This window comes from Agrobacterium sp. CNPSo 2736, from assembly GCF_004005385.1.
Taxonomy (GTDB): domain Bacteria; phylum Pseudomonadota; class Alphaproteobacteria; order Rhizobiales; family Rhizobiaceae; genus Agrobacterium; species Agrobacterium leguminum.
In genome coordinates this window covers 15,712-31,846 of sequence record NZ_RZTX01000026.1, presented here as the reverse complement: position 1 = coordinate 31,846, position 16,135 = coordinate 15,712, and the positions used below count along the sequence as shown (strand labels likewise).

At 57.1% G+C, this 16,135-nt stretch carries 11 protein-coding genes and 4 pseudogenes; 8 read left to right on the top strand and 7 right to left on the bottom strand.

Annotated elements, in window-relative coordinates:
• On the bottom strand, positions 1-3,081 hold a 3,081-nt coding region (gene traA, locus EM858_RS25670), incomplete at its 3' end, for a Ti-type conjugative transfer relaxase TraA (protein WP_127758417.1).
• Between the two features lie 535 nt (positions 3,082-3,616).
• Here traA and EM858_RS25665 point away from each other — a divergent pair.
• The 3 genes and pseudogenes from EM858_RS25665 to EM858_RS25655 all read left to right on the top strand — a co-directional run.
• Positions 3,617-4,531, top strand: a complete 915-nt coding sequence (locus EM858_RS25665) for a nucleotidyltransferase and HEPN domain-containing protein (protein ID WP_080820899.1) — start codon at positions 3,617-3,619, stop codon at positions 4,529-4,531.
• A gap of 185 nt (positions 4,532-4,716) precedes the next feature.
• Positions 4,717-5,019 (top strand): mobilization protein, encoded by a 303-nt coding sequence (locus EM858_RS25660; protein WP_080820900.1) that lies wholly within the window; start codon positions 4,717-4,719, stop codon positions 5,017-5,019.
• Between the two features lie 34 nt (positions 5,020-5,053).
• A pseudogene (locus EM858_RS25655) lies at positions 5,054-5,365 on the top strand (type IV secretory system conjugative DNA transfer family protein); the annotation flags it as partial.
• A 122-nt stretch (positions 5,366-5,487) separates the two neighbouring features.
• Here EM858_RS25655 and EM858_RS25650 read toward each other — a convergent pair.
• From EM858_RS25650 to EM858_RS25640, 3 genes and pseudogenes are all read right to left on the bottom strand, one after another.
• Positions 5,488-5,949, bottom strand: a complete 462-nt coding sequence (locus tag EM858_RS25650; protein ID WP_080821093.1) for a VOC family protein — start codon at positions 5,947-5,949, stop codon at positions 5,488-5,490.
• Between the two features lie 379 nt (positions 5,950-6,328).
• Positions 6,329-7,141, bottom strand: a complete 813-nt coding sequence (istB, locus tag EM858_RS25645) for an IS21-like element helper ATPase IstB (protein WP_111796911.1) — start codon at positions 7,139-7,141, stop codon at positions 6,329-6,331.
• Positions 7,131-8,069: pseudogene (locus EM858_RS25640) on the bottom strand (IS21 family transposase); the annotation flags it as partial. The pseudogene EM858_RS25640 and the gene istB, both read right to left, overlap by 11 nt.
• A 134-nt stretch (positions 8,070-8,203) precedes the next feature.
• Here EM858_RS25640 and EM858_RS25635 point away from each other — a divergent pair.
• Positions 8,204-9,179 (top strand): annotated as a pseudogene (locus EM858_RS25635) (IS110 family transposase).
• Between the two features lie 201 nt (positions 9,180-9,380).
• Here the strand turns inward: EM858_RS25635 and istA are convergent.
• Positions 9,381-9,977 (bottom strand): annotated as a pseudogene (gene istA, locus EM858_RS25630) (IS21 family transposase); the annotation flags it as partial.
• A gap of 855 nt (positions 9,978-10,832) precedes the next feature.
• Between istA and EM858_RS25625 the strand changes: the two are divergent.
• Together EM858_RS25625 and EM858_RS25620 are read left to right on the top strand one after the other, a co-directional pair.
• Positions 10,833-11,066, top strand: coding sequence for an AbrB/MazE/SpoVT family DNA-binding domain-containing protein (locus tag EM858_RS25625; RefSeq protein ID WP_006312031.1), 234 nt, complete (start codon positions 10,833-10,835; stop codon positions 11,064-11,066).
• Positions 11,063-11,467, top strand: coding sequence for a type II toxin-antitoxin system VapC family toxin (locus tag EM858_RS25620; RefSeq protein ID WP_127758415.1), 405 nt, complete (start codon positions 11,063-11,065; stop codon positions 11,465-11,467). Before EM858_RS25625 ends, EM858_RS25620 begins: the two co-directional genes overlap by 4 nt.
• A 78-nt stretch (positions 11,468-11,545) precedes the next feature.
• Here EM858_RS25620 and EM858_RS25615 read toward each other — a convergent pair whose 3' ends face one another.
• On the bottom strand, positions 11,546-11,866 hold the full coding sequence (locus EM858_RS25615; RefSeq protein WP_120947749.1) for a hypothetical protein: 321 nt from the start codon (positions 11,864-11,866) through the stop codon (positions 11,546-11,548).
• Positions 11,867-12,263: 397 nt separating this feature from the next.
• Here EM858_RS25615 and EM858_RS25610 point away from each other — a divergent pair, with 397 nt between their 5' ends.
• Positions 12,264-12,797 (top strand): hypothetical protein, encoded by a 534-nt coding sequence (locus EM858_RS25610; RefSeq protein WP_080821094.1) that lies wholly within the window; start codon positions 12,264-12,266, stop codon positions 12,795-12,797.
• A 6-nt stretch (positions 12,798-12,803) separates the two neighbouring features.
• Here the strand turns inward: EM858_RS25610 and EM858_RS25605 are convergent, their stop codons facing one another.
• Complete coding sequence (locus EM858_RS25605) at positions 12,804-13,496, bottom strand: hypothetical protein (RefSeq protein ID WP_245483052.1); 693 nt, start codon at positions 13,494-13,496, stop codon at positions 12,804-12,806.
• A gap of 367 nt (positions 13,497-13,863) precedes the next feature.
• Between EM858_RS25605 and tssI the strand changes: the two genes are divergently transcribed.
• Positions 13,864-16,128 carry a type VI secretion system tip protein TssI/VgrG gene (gene tssI / locus EM858_RS25600; RefSeq protein WP_127758414.1) on the top strand — a complete coding sequence of 755 codons (2,265 nt, stop codon included), beginning with the start codon at positions 13,864-13,866 and terminating at the stop codon, positions 16,126-16,128.
• Positions 16,129-16,135: the final 7 nt, after the last annotated feature.

Sequence of the window (16,135 nt, the reverse complement as noted above, 5' to 3'; positions counted from 1 at the left end):
ATCGAACCTCTGATCGATCACGGATATCGCCCTTTCCCGGGCTATTTGTTCGATGCTGCGGTCGTATCGGATGATCGCTGGCACCAGCGGACCGGGCTTACCGGCTTCCAGCGGCGAGTGCTGGCCGACGACTTCTGTCGGGGCAGGGGCGGCGCCGTCTTGCGACATGAGATCGGACCACCGGATGCGGCGATAATCTTGCCTCGTCGCTCTCTGGCCATCCGGCTGATCGTGATTAATATCCGGAACGAGATCATTGCGACGATTTTCGCGGCGAACAGGGCCGGCCAGATCGCCGGCACGTTCCTCGTAAACCTGCTGACGTTCCGATGGCCGGTCCTGTTGCTCCCGCACCGGATGGGCCGCACGGGCCGAAACCTCTTGGCGCTCATCCCGGGCGGAAGCAAGTTCAATCTCGCTCCTGACCCCGAGCTTCTCCGCGATGCCCCGCCGCTCGGCAAAGTCCCTGACGTAATCCAGCGTGGTTTCCTTCGCGCCGGAACGCGACAGGCGGTTTTCTAACTGCTGGTAGGCCAGTTCGTCACCCTTGACCACACGCCACGCATTGCGCTGGACCTGCGTACCGTCCGGAAGCGTGACAGGCGTGGCGCCTTCATGCTGGAGAGAAATCCTGTCCCCGATCTTTGGCGATGCCTCCTGCATGGCCCGCTTGAGATCGACGCCCCACACCGTGCGCTGTTCGCCCCAGTCATTCTCCAGCGTCACAAAATAGTTTTCTCGCGCCTGGCGATTATGCTCATAGGGAGCCGCGCCGTGATCGACCAGCCGGCCGGCCTTGGTGAACTCCTGGCTGTCGGCATAGAGCTGCACGCTGTCGCGGTGCCTGGTCATGGCAACATAGGTCAGATGCCGGTCCATGGTGCGGGACGCCAGCACAAAGGCGCGATCGACCGTCGCGCCCTGGTTTTTATGGATGGTCGTCGCATAGCCGTGGTCAATCGCCTGGTAGCTGTCCGTGGGAATGCTGACGCTATCGCCGCTTCGACCATCGAGCCGGGCGATGATCTTGCCCTTTTCGACATGCTCGACCGTGCCAAGCATGCCGTTTTTCACAGCGAGGTCGCGGTTGTTTTCGAGGAAGATGATCCGGTCACCGGCGGCGAAGGCGCGTTTGCCGTTATTGGTCTGGAACGTGCATTCTCCAACAACCTCACCATCCCCACGGTCCCCACCGGCGCTCGGCCCGTAGCTGCGCTCCAGCCTTTGTCGGTTCTGAAGCTCGGAACGGATGGCGGCATTGAGGGCGCGCACATCGGCACGGCGATGCGCCATGGCAATCCGGGTGCCATCGGCACGCTTCTCACTATCGGCAACATAATCACGAACGATCTCTGCAATTGCCGCGTCGCGGCTTTCCGCAAAGTGGATGTCGCCGTGATCCCGGTAGGCGGCGAGGCCCTCGGCCGTCTTGTGGGTCGCAAAGGCAACCGACGCCTGTCTCTGCCAATCATGGCGCTGGCGGCGAATGTCGGAAAGTTCGACATGGCCAATCTGCTCGGCAATCGCCCTGAAGGGGGCGCCAGCGCCGATTGCCTGCAGCTGCTCGTGGTCGCCAACAAGAACGATCTTTGCGCCGCGCGCTTCAGCTTCACCGATGAAGCGGGCAAGCTGCCGACTCCCGACCATGCCGGCCTCGTCGATGACGAACACGTCACTGCTGCCGATCATGCCCCGACCATGATCCCAACTGTAAGTCCATGACGCCAAGGTGCGGCTCGGGATGCCAGAGCTTTCTTCAAGACCCTCGGCAGCCTTTCCGGCCAGCGCCGCACCATGGACCTGATAGCCTTGAGCCTCCCACGCCGCACGAGCGGCTGCCAGCATGGTGGACTTTCCAGCGCCGGCGAACCCGACCACGGCGGCGATACGTTCTGGTCCTGTGATATGCTCGATCGCATGACGCTGTTCGTCCGACAATCCCGCTGAAGGGTCGCTCGCAGCCACCATTCCGCCGGAGCTTTTCCGGATTGAGCGATCCTGCCTTTCCATTGCACGCTCGACATGGCGGGGATCGACGCCATGGCAATGCGCCTGATGCAATCGCTTCGCCGACCGCGCCATTGCGAGCTCCAGATCGATCATCTCTCGCGTCGAATAGCGCGCATTGCACACGTTGCCTGTCTCAGGATCGATGTGCTCAGCCTGGAGTTCCACAAGCGCTGGCGACGCCAAAACAGCGGCAAAGGCGTTCTGGAATGTCTGCGCGTCATCGTTGATATAGCGATGCAGGGTCCTGGCAATGTCGTGCCGATCGAACACGCTCTTTTCATTGCTGATCAGCGACAAAACCTGTTCCGGCTTTTGGCGGATCAGCGCGGCATTTTGCCGTGCTGCCTTGTCATCCAGCCGGCCGCGCTCGACTGCCATTCCTTGCCGTTCCATCTGCGAGGCATGCACGCCCATATGTTCGGTCGGCGACAACTCGAGGCCGCGCTGCGCATGTGAGCGATGATCGATGCGGATATCCAGGCCTTCGCGTTGAAGCTGACGGATGGCGATGCTTTCCCACGCCTGCCTGATGTCGCGAAGCTGCATGTCGGTCGTCGCCATACCGTTTGCCAACAGCCTTGCGTTCTTGTGCTCAAGACGAATCTTCTCGCCAAGGCCGACTTCGCGAACCTCTCGCGTCGTCATCAGCACATGCGCATGGTAGTTCCTGATGTCACCATGCTCACTTGGCGAATGGATTGCAAAATCCACGGCCGCGCCATAGCGATTTGCCAGATCCTGAGCAAAGGCGCGCGCAGCCTTCAGTCGCCCCTCTGCCGAAAGCTCATGCGGGAGCGCGATTTCGAATTCGCGGGCAACACGGGCATCCTTGCGCTTTTCTGCAAACTCGGCAGCGTTCCACAAAGCCGAACGATCCAAAGCCCAATCGGCAGAAAGACCTTCCGGCAGCACGATCTCGATATGCTCCACGCCCTCTTTCCGGGTAAAATCATGCACGAGACCATCGCGGTGATTGGTCAGAAGAACCGCGCAACGATAGGCGGCAGATGCCACAGCGCTGCGGCCGGATGAGCGCGAGACAGGTTTGGTGCTGAGATGATAAATCGCCAAACGAAATCTCCGATCCGCAAACGGGGAAATTCAGGGCTCAACTGCGGTGCAAGTCGTAAGTGCGCCCTTGTCTGTTTACCGGTGGCGACGCTAGCAACATAGAACGGGTATTTCGACTACTAAAAGTAGTAGTCGCCAAGTGGCGATTGCTCGTGTTTGAATAAGGAAACAATCGTCAATCACGGGAGGGCGATATGCGCAGGCTGATCGCACGACTGATCGGGGACAAGGGACAAGGGAGCTGGACGAGCGGAAGAAACCATTGCAGGTGCGGCTCGACAAACAGGAGCGGGCGCAGGAAACGCGCCGGAAGATTTTGCCTGGGTCGTTCGCGCTGGCGCAGTTGCAGCGGGGGGATCAGTGCAGTGATCGTGCCCGTCAGCATCGGTCGCTCCGCTCAGATCAGAGCCGTTTGACCCAGGATCGCATGCGGATAGTTCGGGAGACAGGCATTCGATTGGTGGCTACCAAAAATCGGAGTTTCAAAGAACCTTACAATGGCCCATACAGGATACCGTCCAGAAACGGAGCAAACATGAAGACCAGCCTTGAACACCTGCCGGAACGAAAGCAACGTGAGCTCGCGCGCATCGTCGGAATTATTCAGGAAGAGTTTGCTGATCTGGTCGAGCGCTCCAAGTCTGACGCCAAGAAGGACGGGCGGATCTTTAAAATCATCCTGTTCGGTTCTTACGCGCGTGGCACCTGGGTGGATGAACCGCATACGTCGAAAGGCTATCGCTCGGATTTCGATATTCTCCTCATCGTCAGCAACAAGGAACTGGCCGATCCCAAATACTGGGACAAGGCGACAGACCGGCTGATGTGGGACAAGGAAATTGAGACGCCCGTGAGCCTCATTATCCATGGCGCTCGCGAGATCAGCAATTTCTTGCAGGAAGGGCAATACTTCTTCAGCGATATCCGACGGGATGGCATTGCGCTTTACGAGCTTGATGACAGAGAACTCGCCGAGCCCAAAACGCTTACGGGGCAACAGGCATATGAGCTGGCAAAAAGACATTATGCCAGCCGGCTCGGTGTCGTTGATAGTTTTATAGACCACACGCTCTTTGCTCTGCAGAAGCACAACGCAAAGAGCGCAGCTTTCATGCTGCACCAATCCATAGAACAGGCCTATTCCACGCTGCTTTTGACCCTCACCAACTACAGCCCTGCGAGCCATAATCTGAAGTTTTTACGAGGGCTGGCTGAGGGGCAGGATATCCGTCTTGCCGAGGCCTGGCCGCGGGATCAACATCGGTATCAGTCGTGGTTCAACACGCTGAATGAAGCCTATGTGAAAGCCCGTTACTCCGACCATTATGAAATTACCGAGGAAGCGCTGACCTGGCTGACTGCCAGAACGTCAATCCTCTATGATCTCGTCAACACGGTCTGCCAGGAACATATCGCCAGGCTCGAACAGGCCGCGAACGCCAGCGACTGAGATTCACTGGTGGCTCAACAACCTTGAGCTCAGGCAACAGCCACCGTGGCGTCGTGAACCACAGGGCCCAACCTCCTCTTACAATCGCTATGTCGATCTCCTCATAGAAACTGGTCTGTCTTCCAGGAGCAAAGCCGTGGTCAACAGCGGCAGTTCCGGTGTGACCGCAATCGAAAGGAATAATCGTGGCAAGGAAAACCATCGAACAGCGCCTGGCTGAACTGGAGGCGCAACGGTCTGCACTCAAGGCCCGGCTCTCGAAAACCGAGCGCAACAACGATACGCGCCGCAAGGTCCTGATCGGGTCGCTCGTTCTGCATCACCTGCAGACCTCGGATGATCAGGAGTTCAGCAAACAACTCGGTACATGGCTGCGTCGCGAACTACCAGGCTTTTTGACACGCGACAATGACAAGGCGCTGTTTGACGATCTGATCGGACCAGCACAGCCGGGCACGGAAGAGAGTGGCACGCAGGACGCTCCATGAACCGATCGCGACTTGCCGGGGCGCAGTCAAAAACATGATGCGAGCCGCCGTGCGTGATCCGCTTTGGGCACTTCTGGCTTTGATTGCCATGCCCTTCCGGATATGGAAACCGCTTCTCGGATTTGTTTTCATCCTCATCCTTGTCACGTTTGTGACAGGTATCGGCACTATCGTCCCAAATTTGTTGACTGCCGACCGCTCCGTAATCTGCGTCGATCCAAAAGGCGGGAATGCGAGGATCACCGGGCGTGCTCGCCAGAAATTCGAACCGGTTCACGTGCTCGATCCTTTTGGCGTCACCGGGAGACTCTCGGCAGCCTTCAATCCCCTGGCCATGCTCGATCCCCACAATGAAGCCTTCCCGCCGAACCCGGAAAATGCTGTTTCCTTCAAATGAAGGATGCTAGATGGCAATAGACCCGCAGGATGTCGGCTACTGCTCGCGTGGTTGGCAAGGGTCAATTTCTGTCACGACAAAGACGTGTCACTATTGGCCAGGGGTTTTTGCTCAAGCTCAAGCACGTTTCCCTCAGGGTCCCGTGCATAGGCGATCAGATACGGCATCTCTGGTGTTCCAAAATCCGTGATCTCTCCGATTTGCGCCCCTCCAGCTTCAATGATGTTAGAAAGTGTTTCGCGAATATCTTCCATCTGGAATGCCAAGTGTCCGAAGCCGGGTTCATTGACCCTTGGCTGGTCACGATGAAGGTGGACCCTATGCTCGTGAATTTCCAGAAAAGGCCATTCCAGTTCCGGGAACTTAAGCCAGATTGTAAGAATTTCAGAGTTGGAAAGCCCATTTCCTCGCGAGACCTTTTCACCGGACAGCGTCTTCGGTTCGCGAAGAACGTCGCATTTCATGACGTTGACGTAGAATGCGGCGAGCAGTTTCGCGTTGCGGGCAACTAAATTGATATGGGCAAGTCTCATGGCGTCCAGCATCCTCGCCTGTGACGCAACCATATCAGATGGGCTGCATGCAACGAAAAAGTCCTTCGTCTGGACCTTGCCAATTTTAGACGTCGGAGCAGGCAGACGTGTTCAGTGCAGGAGCTTGGACTATTAAAACTATTCATAGGAGCAATACACAACTCGCGATGGATTTCCCTATCGTGAGAAAATAGCCTGACAGCAACAAAATCATCCGCAAGTTTCCAATAGTATTTGGCTTCAGAGCGATTGATCAACAGTATGCTTGAAAGGTTCTCCATGGCTCTTCTCGACGCAAATGCCATTCATCCGATTACGCTGCCCTGTTGATTTCCACTGAGAACTGACCCGGTATTTCCACCGAGATTTGACCCGCCTTTTAGATATGTTTCGGGTCTGGTGTAGAGGTCAAGTTCCTGTTTTTCTCCTTCGTGTTTTTCGGTTCATGAGCTGAGCTATTCTTGAAGCGGAAGCTGTCGTTTCCGGTTTCGAGGATGTGGCAGTGGTGGGTCAGGCGGTCGAGCAGCGCCGTGGTCATCTTGGCATCGCCAAAGACGCTGGCCCATTCGCTGAAGCTCAGGTTGGTGGTGATGACGACACTGGTACGTTCGTAGAGCCTGCTCAGGAGATGGAACAGCAAAGCTCCTCCCGACGCGCTGAACGGCAGGTAGCCCAATTCGTCGAGGATGACGAGATCGGAATGGACAAGCCGATTGGCGATCTGCCCTGAGCGACCTTGCGTCTTCTCCTGTTCAAGCGCGTTGACCAGTTCGACTGTTGAGAAGAACCGGACGCGTTTGTGATGATGCTCGATTGCCTGGATACCGAGAGCGGTGGCAATATGGGTTTTGCCTGTCCCAGGTCCGCCGACCAGCACGATGTTGTTGGCATCATCGAGGAAGTCGCAGCGATGGAGTTGGCGCACGAGCGCCTCGTTGATCTCGCTGCTGGAGAAGTCGAAGCCGTTGAGATCGCGATAGGCCGGGAAGCGGGCAATTTTGAGCTGATAGGCGGTTGATCTAACCTCCCGCTCTGCCGTTTCCGCTTTGAGCAGTTGCGACAGAATAGGAATGGCAGCCTCAAAAGCTGGCGATCCTTGTTCGGTGAGCTCACCGATTGCCTGAGCCATGCCGTGCATCTTCAGTTGGCGCAGCATGATAACGATCGCTCCGCTGGCTGGGTTATGACGCATGGCGGACCTCCGCAGTCTTCCTCAGGGTATCGTAGCGTTCGACATTGGCCTTGGGCTCGTTGGCAAGTGTAAGAGCTTGCGGCGCGTCGATCGTAGGTGGTGTCGAGGATTTGCCATCGACGAGGCGATGCAACAGGTTTAGCACATGGGTTTTGGTCGGAACTCCGGACGTCAAAGCCATATCGACTGCCGATAGCACTGCCTGTTCGTCGTGCTGGAGAACAAGCGCCAGAATATCGACCATCTCTCGATCGCCACCCGGCTTTTTGAGCAGGTGCTGCTGCAGCGTTCTGAAGGCTTCGGGAAGATCGACGAACGGCGCACCATTGCGAAGAGCGCCAGGTTTGCGTTGCACGACCGCGAGATAGTGCCGCCAATCGTAAATCGTCTGCCCAGGTCCGTCATGCGACCGGCTGATGACGCGAAGATGCTCGCATATGATCAGACCCTCCGCTGCAACAACGATACGGTCTGGATAAACTCGAATGCTGACGGGTCGGTTGGCAAAGGATGCCGGAACGCTGTAGCGATTGCGATCGAAGTGAACCAGGCAGGTTGGGGACACCCGTTTGCTATGCTCGACAAAACCATCGAAGACACGCGCCGTTGGCATCAGAGTTTTTGTTTCCTCGGCCAGGAGGTCAGCGATAGTGCCACGCATCTTTCCATGCGGGGTCTGCTGCCAAACCTCCTTGCATCGAAGCTCCAGCCAGTCGTTCAGGGCTTCCAACGATGGAAAGCGTGGTGTCGGTTGAAAGAACCGATGGCGCGAATCCTGAACATTCTTCTCGACCTGGCCTTTCTCCCAACCAGACGCCGGATTGCAGAACTCCGGCTCATAGAGGTAGTGGCTGGCCATTGCCATAAAGCGGATGTTGACGTCGCGCTCCTTGCCGCGTCCAATCTTATCGATTGCCGTGCGCATGTTATGGGATGGACGCCTCCCTCCGAACCTTCAGAATGAAAGGCCAACCAAAGGAGGAAGTCATGACATTCGAATTGCTCGCAATCGATCTCGGAAAGTCGTCGTTTCATCTTCACAGCATTGCTCCAGATGGCGCTATTTTGTCGCGCAAGGTCAGCAGATCGAAGTTGGCCGAGACTGTTAACGCACTCGCTCCAAAGACTATCGCTATGGAAGCTTGCGCCAGTGCCCATCACTGGGGACGGCAATTCAAAGATAGTGGGCGAGAGGTCCTGCTCATCAACCCTCGCTTTGTGAAGCCCTTCGTTCGCGGCTCCAAAAACGACGCCGTAGATGCTGCGGCAATTTATGAAGCGGCGACCCGTCCGACCATGCGGTTCGTGCCGGTCAAATCGACCACACAGCAAGACTTTCAGTCGCTGCATAGAGTTAGAGAGCGTATGATCATCCAGCGTACATCGCTGATCAATCATGCACGGGGTCTTCTCGCCGAATATGGCATCGTGTTGCCGCAAGGACCATGGCGTTTTGTATCCCAGGCGCCCGCGGCTGTTGAGAGCGCTGATCTCTCCGATCTCGGGCGCGAGCTATTTCTCGAACTACTCGACCAACTCACCGATGTGAATGACCGAATTGCCAAGATTGATAGGAAGATTAGCGAGATTTGCCGCGAACGAGAGGATTGCCGTCGTTTGTCCGAACTGCCAGGCGTCGGTCCGATCATTGCAACGGCACTCGTTGCTAGCGTTGAGGACGGACGTCACTTTAAATCTGGGCGAGAGCTGGCGGCCTGGATCGGGCTGGTCCCACGACAATACTCGACTGGCGGCAAACCACGGCTTGGCGGAATTGGCCGCCGAGCGAACCATTATCTACGTCGCCAGATGATTCATGGCGCACGTGCAGTTATCAGCCGACTAGCCAGTCACGATGATCGTCGATCTCAATGGCTGAAAGAGCTCGTTTCTCGCCGGGGTTATAACAAAGCGATCGTAGCGCTTGCCAATAAGACCGCGCGGATAGCATGGGCCCTGCTCACACGACAGGAGCGATACGCCGCACAATAGTCATTTGCCAATCGTTGCCGATGAGGCAATGATGAATGCGAGGTAAGAACTGATGGCGTAACGGCGCGGACCGCAGCTTCGGATCCTGATTTACGACAAGGCCATAAAGGTCGATCATGTTATGAGGACAGAGGTAGCGGACTCCCATCAAGGCCAGGAGCGTAATCGCTCCAGCGATAGGCCGGATAGATTCACGCATCCAATGCCGAGTTGCCGCCAAATGTTCTTCTCGCCCGGGAGGCGTCCATAGATTGTCGTAGATGCCGCGCCGCGGCACCCCGCCGAAGACACGGAACGCGTGGTTATGGGCATCGAACAGCATCTCGTGCGTCTGCAGAAGATACGCCCGGACGATGAACGCCCTGGAATAGCTAAGCTTTGTATGGGCCACCTGCAGTTTGGTGCGCTCATTGCCGATGATTGCCCAGTCTTCCGACCAGTCGAACTGGAAGGCCTCACCCGGATCAAAGGCCAGCGGAACGAACGTCCCACGTCCCGATGTCTGCAGCTCCCTTTGCAGATCAGCTTTCCATTCCCGAGCAAAAGCAGCAACCCGACCATACGATCCCTCGTAGCCAAGGCTCACCAGATCGGCATGTAATTGCTTCAGGTTGCGCCGCTGCTTCCGGTTCTTTTTGGCTTCCGTCCGCAGCCACGCTGACAGCCGGTCGGCAAAAGGATCAAGCTTGCTCGGCCGCTCCGGCACCTTGAACGATGGTTCCACGCCATCAAGCCGGAGATATTTGCGGATGGTATTCCGGGATAGGCCGGTCCTGCGGCAAATGTCCCGGATCGATATGTGGTCTCGAAAATGCCAGCGTCGGATCACGCTCAGTAACGCCATGTCGATCACTCCGTAGCCCCCGCTGAAAACACGCAGGGCAAGGTTCAAACATGGGTCAATTCTCGATGGAAATATCCTGGGCTACCGGGTCAGTTCTCAGTGGAAATCAACAGCCAGGCCCCGAGGGGAGCGAATCCTAACCACGACTAACATTTCGGAGATCGAAAGGTTCAATTTGAAAAACGAATTGGTCTACCGCTTTCATACCGCGTATAGTTGTTGATCCGATCCGCTTGAAAAATTGCAAAGACCTGCTTCGTTACGCCGGGACCGAGGTCCGTCTCGGTGACCGCATCCGGTTGCTTTCCGTGCTTGAAGATGATGAGGGAGAGCCAGCCGATATGCGCGCTGGCGAATATGATTTTAGCCCGGTTTATCGAGATCGATCTCGATACCGCGCTTCTAGGGCCTGACACCAGCGTCCGCAAGTTCTCCCGATAAATCACGTATTCTAATATTAGATCGCTAAGGGATCACCATGTCACGCAGCAAAAAGCATAACCGTGCGCCTCAATCCATGCGCCAATACGTACTCGACAGCATCATCATCTGCGCTATCAGGGAGCATTCTTTGTTTGCAACAGGGGGCCTGGCTTTTTTGGGTCCTCGTAACGCCTGAAGGATATCCCCCGTCTGAATATAGAGCGTCTGTTTTCGAAGACCTTAGCCAACCTCCATCGTTGCTGTGAGAGGAGGGTGGTCCGGTACGGTTAATGAAATCCTAATGTGCGCAGTGGGAAAGTTGCCGGTATGATCTGGTACTCGGGCCGTAGCGACCGTTTTTGTCACGAGATCAGTTGAAACAGAGGCACAGAAGTAATACCATTGGTTACGACGGTATTACGGGAGTTTGAGATGACAACAACGGTAACGGCCAAAGGGCAGGTCACCATTCCAAAAGCCGTACGCGAGCTTTTAGGGATTTCACCAGGAAGCTCGGTTGATTTTGTTCGGGCTCCCGATGGACGGATTGTTCTGGTAAGGGCTGACAAGAAGCAGCCACTGACGCGTTTTGCAAAGCTGCGCGGACATGCCGGTGAAGGTCTGGGTACCGACGCCATCATGGCTCTGACCCGTGGTGACGAGTGACGCTTGTCGATACAAATGTCCTGCTTGATCTCGTGACGGACGACCCGGTTTGGGCCGACTGGTCAATCGAGCAGCTTGAACTGGCAAGCGTTTCAGGTCCGCTGTACATCAATGACGTTGTCTACGCGGAACTATCTGTTCGATATGAGCGGATAGAGGCGCTTGATGCTTTTGTTGATCAGGCAGGGTTGAAGCTCACCCCTTTTTCCCGCGCTGCGTTATTTTTGGCGGGTAAGGCCTTTACCAGATATCGCCGCGGCGGCGGTACCCGCACCGGTGTTTTGCCTGACTTTTTTATCGGGGCCCACGCAGCAATACAAAACCTTCCCTTGTTGACGCGAGATGTGGCCCGTTACCGATCTTATTTTCCAACTGTCACTCTGATCTCACCTGAAGCTTAGGAATGCGCCGGTCTCGTCATTTGTGATCCGGCACCGGTTTCGCTCTGATGGCGACCGGTCAGACGAGCCGCAACGCTTTCAACTGGCTGGCTTGACGAGGCTGATTTCGGTTTTGCTGTCGAGGACGATATGCAGGTCCCGGATCATGCCGGCTGCCTGCAGCAGGGCGTTTCGCACCTCCTCATCGCTGCGCCATCCACGCTCTATGGAGAGTGCAATGGTGTGGAGATCAATGAGATTGTCACGGCTTGGTCCGGATGGAATACCGATTGTTTCGCGCATGTCGCGGATTGTTGTGACGGCCCGTTCAAGCATACGCCGCTTCTGATAGCCGTCGAGGTGATCAAGCCTGTTGGCGTCGCGGATGAGCTCGGCAATGAAACTGTTGGTCAGGGTCATGGGACGAGGGTGCCGGGTTGGCTGACGGACGTCAATGCCAGACCTTCGGGGTGAGCTTCAGGCCGCGAAGTTGACGCCAGGATGTGACGTCGATGCATCACGGCGCGTGGCACTGAGGCGATCTTTTTCACTGAATGATCTCTGCATTATTATATTTATTATCATAACTTTGATGGATTTTACGGAAGCAAAACATGAGGCGTGCATCATGCTGGCTTGTTTTTTCGGATGGTCGGTGGCAGGGCGCGGAAATCCCGGGTTGCGTTCCGTTTGTGCACAATGAGATTATGGGTGCGGAGATTGCCGGAAAGCAAACCTCTGTCAGTCTGCTACTTTTGAGGATCGATTGGCGTGGGTTTTTTACAGCGACAAAATGACGGTGAGACGGAGTGACGATATGAAAAACGGAGCATGCACGTTCCGGCGTCGGCACCTGAAGGTATCGACAATCAGCTGCTTTGCCGCATTTTTGAGTGTCGGGGAAGCCGCGGCCACGCCGGCGGATATGACGGTGGAGCGCCTTCTCACCATCTGTGAAGCGCCCACTGTGCAAGAAGCGATGGTGAACGGCGACAAACTCGATTGGAAGCGTTTAACCGATGCGGAGATAGATGAGTGGCGTCGCAGCTTCGTCGGTTATAATAACGGTTCTGTTGATGTCGTGGGGTGGCGCCATGAGAGGGAAGGCGGCGCGGAGTTATTGTCGTTCTGGATTGCCGCTGGTCCGAATGGACACAAGGCGTGCGCGTACACCACGTCAAGACCCTCCGGCTTTCTGGATGCGTTATCGGACCGGTTTGGGGCGCCAGACAATCTCGACAAGAATGATGTTATAGAAAGTGTAACCGCAGGGTGGAAGCGGGGCGCGGTGGATTATTCCTTTGTTCAGGTCGGCGCGTCCGCCGTCATCAATATCAGCTCAAGTCGATGAGATGCACTATTCCCGGGGCACAATAACGAGCACGTTGAAACCCTCATCAATGTTGAATGTCTGCGGATTGAGCAGTTTGTCCCCATAGGTGGAACTGAACCAGCACGCGGTCTTCTCATCATGAATTGCCGTTACGGTTTCCCGGACGCTGCTGTTGATCGCGTTGACAATTTCGGTCCCTGCCTTGCCGCGCGTGTTGAGATGCATGAGTTTTTTCCGCGCGGGGCTTTCTGCATCGGAAACCGCGATGGATACCCTGTCTGTTGAATAGCTTTTTACCCGAACCCGCAGTCGCTTCGGGCGAGACGCATCAAACCGATCGTTAATTTCCTTGATACGCGCCTTGATGTCAGTATCGGCCCGGCGCTCCCCGGGCAAAACATTATCCGCCGGCGCAAGCTCGTCGGCGAACTGCGCGCGCGCCACTTCCGCGGCGTGGTGGGCATAGGCAAGATGTGTCACCGGCAGGGCCCTCAGCCATTTGCGCCGTTGCGTGATCGCCATCGACTTTGCCGCCTCTTCGCCAAGTTTGGCGACGGAGAAGTTCTCGCGTTTCTGCCCCTCACGGGTCATCAGCGTTGCCTGCCACACATCGCCTTCGGCCGTTTCAACACGCCTGACGCCGGAGATGCCGCTTCGGTTGTTCTTGCGCAGAAGCACGGCCTGCTCGATGTTGGTGGCGGGCGGAATGGCAAGCATGATGGCGTCGCGGTAGGCACGGGCCTGACGATAGGCGGCATCGCCGGAACCGTAAATGCTGTCCTTGAACAGCCTGACAATCCGGTGGCCACGTCGCCTGATACTGACCCACCAGCCGGCGCCGTGGCGAGTCCCGGCGGCTTCTTCGCGGCTAAGGCCGTAGGTATCGGCATCGTGTTTTGTATGTCTCGGATTTCTTTCGATCGTCACTCCGTGCCCCGGCCTGTCAGATTTCATCGATGGATATTTGGCGTATCCAGGTTGTAGAATTCATGTTGAATCCTTGGTTTCGCCACAATGTTTGATTGCATTCTGTCGAGATTTTGACAGCCGATTGATTTTTTGAGCTCTGCTATCGAGGTTCGCAATGAATGACCAGCCCTCATCCTCTGACTTCATTCAGGCGAGTCGTGTGCTCAAGGTCAAGTCGCCTCTGGGCGAGGATCAGCTTCTTCCGGAGCGCCTGTCCGTCGAGGAGGGCGTATCGCAGCTCTTCGACATTCGCCTGACGGTGCGGGCCAAGAAGGAAGCGGTCAAGCCCGAGGAACTGATCGGACGGCTGGTCGATATCTCCATCGAAATCAGCCATGGCGACGGCGATGGCGGCGGTGTTCGCCGCCCCTTCAACGGCCTGGTGACGGAGCTGCATGAGGGCCCTCCGATCACACGCGGCATGCGCTCTTATGCGCTGACGATCCGCCCGCAAATGTGGCTTCTGTCGCGCCGCTCGGATTGCCGCATCTGGATGGACAAGACGGCGGTGGAGGTCGTCGAGACGCTGTTTTCCGAACACGGCATTCCCGCTCCCGATATGTCAGGCATCATTTCTCCGCCGCCTGCACAGCACTACAGCGTCCAGTTTAACGAGACGGACCTCGACTATCTTTTGCGCCGTTTCGAGGAGGACGGCCTGTTCTACTGGTTCAGCCATGAGGACGGTTCCCACAAGCTGCATGTGGCCGATAGCGCCAGCGGCTGGCTTGGGCCGTCGCCGGCCGCCCAGGGTGAGGGGACGGTGCGTCTGGCGCAGGGTTCGTCGGATCGCAACCACATTAACGACTGGGCGCGGCGTTTTTCCTATGTCTCGGGCCAGCGTGCGGGCGCCGACTGGAATTTCGAGACGCCGGGCATGGTGCCCGGCACGATGACGCCGTCGCTGGTGCAGATGCCGGATGCGACGAAACGCGAGCTTTACGAATATCCGGCCCGCATCAAGACGGTGGAAGAGGCCGAGCGGGCGCAAAAACTGCGCACCCAGTCCATCGAAGCCGACCACGACCGGGTTTTCGGTTCGTCCACCTCGCGCATTCTGGAGGCCGGCCGCCGCTTCAAGCCTTACGAGGTTGCCCATCCCGAACACGCCTATGAAGAACATGTGATCATCAGGGCCAGCCACAGCATCGTCGACCTCTCCTATGAGACCAATGGCAACGAGCCCGAATATCGCAATCACTTCGAGGCGATCCCCGCCCGTGTGCCGCTGACGCCGCACCGGTCGACAAAACGCCCGCGCATCGAAGGCACGCAGGTGGCGATCGTCGCCGGCCCTGAAGGCGAGGAAATCCATCCGGATCAATATGGCCGCATCAAGCTGTGGTTCCCGTGGGACCGCAAGGCGAAGAAGGATGGCACGGATACGTGCTGGGTGCGGGTCAGCCAGGCATGGGGCGGCGGCACATGGGGTGCGCAGGTCATTCCGCGCATCGGCATGGAAGTGATGGTCGCCTTTGTCGATGGCGACCCGGACAAGCCGCTGGTCATCGGCGTGGTCAACAATCCGGCCAATTCCGTGCCCTATGACCTGCCGGCCAACAAGACGCGCATGGTGCTGCGCTCGAACAGCCACAAGGGTGACGGTTTCAACGAAATCACTTTCGAGGATGAGGCCGGCAAGGAGAACCAGTTCTTCCACGCCCAGAAGGACCAGACGACGCGGGTATTGAATGACCGGACCAAGCGCATCGACCGGCACGAGGTCGCCTCGGTTGGCGGCAACCGCGCGGTGGAAGTTTCCGGCAACCAGAAACACGAGATCGGCGGCTCGGTAAACACCGTCGTCGGCGGCACGGGGCCGATGGCGATGATGGCCATGGCCGGCGTGCAGGCGCTCTCCGGTCAGACGGCGGGGCTGCTTTCGCAGGCCGCCCAGATCGCCGGCGGCGGTGGCCCGGGCGTTGCGGCCTTCGCCACCACGCTCGCCTCATCCGCCCTCGGCTTCCTCGGTGCCGGCGGTCTTTCATCGCGTGAGGGGGTCGTTTCCGGCCCGAGCCCGCGCGCGGATGCGGGTACGGCGCTTGCCGGCTCCGGCTCGGGCGTCGGTTCCGATGCTTCGGGGTTATTCCCGCTGCCGGGTATCATGAACACGATCGTCAGCACGTTCAAATCCGACAGCGTCGGTGTGGCGCAGGCTGAACAGATCGGGGTGAGCAAGGTCACGAATGTCGGCCAGACGTCGATGGAAAATGTCGGAAAGGCGAAGAAACTCACGGTCGGAGAGGAATATGTCATCGAAGTCGGCAAGTCGTCCATGACGATGAAGAAGGACGGCACGATCATCATCAAGGGCGTGACGTTTCATTTCGAGGCTGAAGGTTCGTTCCAGCAGATCGGCAAAGTCATAGACCTCAACTGATTGGGCT

What these genes read in the sequence shown, in the direction of transcription:
- EM858_RS25650 (WP_080821093.1), bottom strand. Translation starts at nt 5,949, where the DNA reads ATGAGACTTGCCCATATCAATTTAGTTGCCCGCAACGCGAAACTGCTC.
- tssI (WP_127758414.1), top strand. Translation starts at nt 13,864, where the DNA reads ATGAATGACCAGCCCTCATCCTCTGACTTCATTCAGGCGAGTCGTGTG.
- istB (WP_111796911.1), bottom strand. Translation starts at nt 7,141, where the DNA reads ATGCGTCATAACCCAGCCAGCGGAGCGATCGTTATCATGCTGCGCCAA.
- EM858_RS25610 (WP_080821094.1), top strand. Translation starts at nt 12,264, where the DNA reads ATGAAAAACGGAGCATGCACGTTCCGGCGTCGGCACCTGAAGGTATCG.
- EM858_RS25615 (WP_120947749.1), bottom strand. Translation starts at nt 11,866, where the DNA reads ATGACCCTGACCAACAGTTTCATTGCCGAGCTCATCCGCGACGCCAAC.
- EM858_RS25625 (WP_006312031.1), top strand. Translation starts at nt 10,833, where the DNA reads ATGACAACAACGGTAACGGCCAAAGGGCAGGTCACCATTCCAAAAGCC.
- EM858_RS25665 (WP_080820899.1), top strand. Translation starts at nt 3,617, where the DNA reads ATGAAGACCAGCCTTGAACACCTGCCGGAACGAAAGCAACGTGAGCTC.
- EM858_RS25605 (WP_245483052.1), bottom strand. Translation starts at nt 13,496, where the DNA reads ATGCTTGCCATTCCGCCCGCCACCAACATCGAGCAGGCCGTGCTTCTG.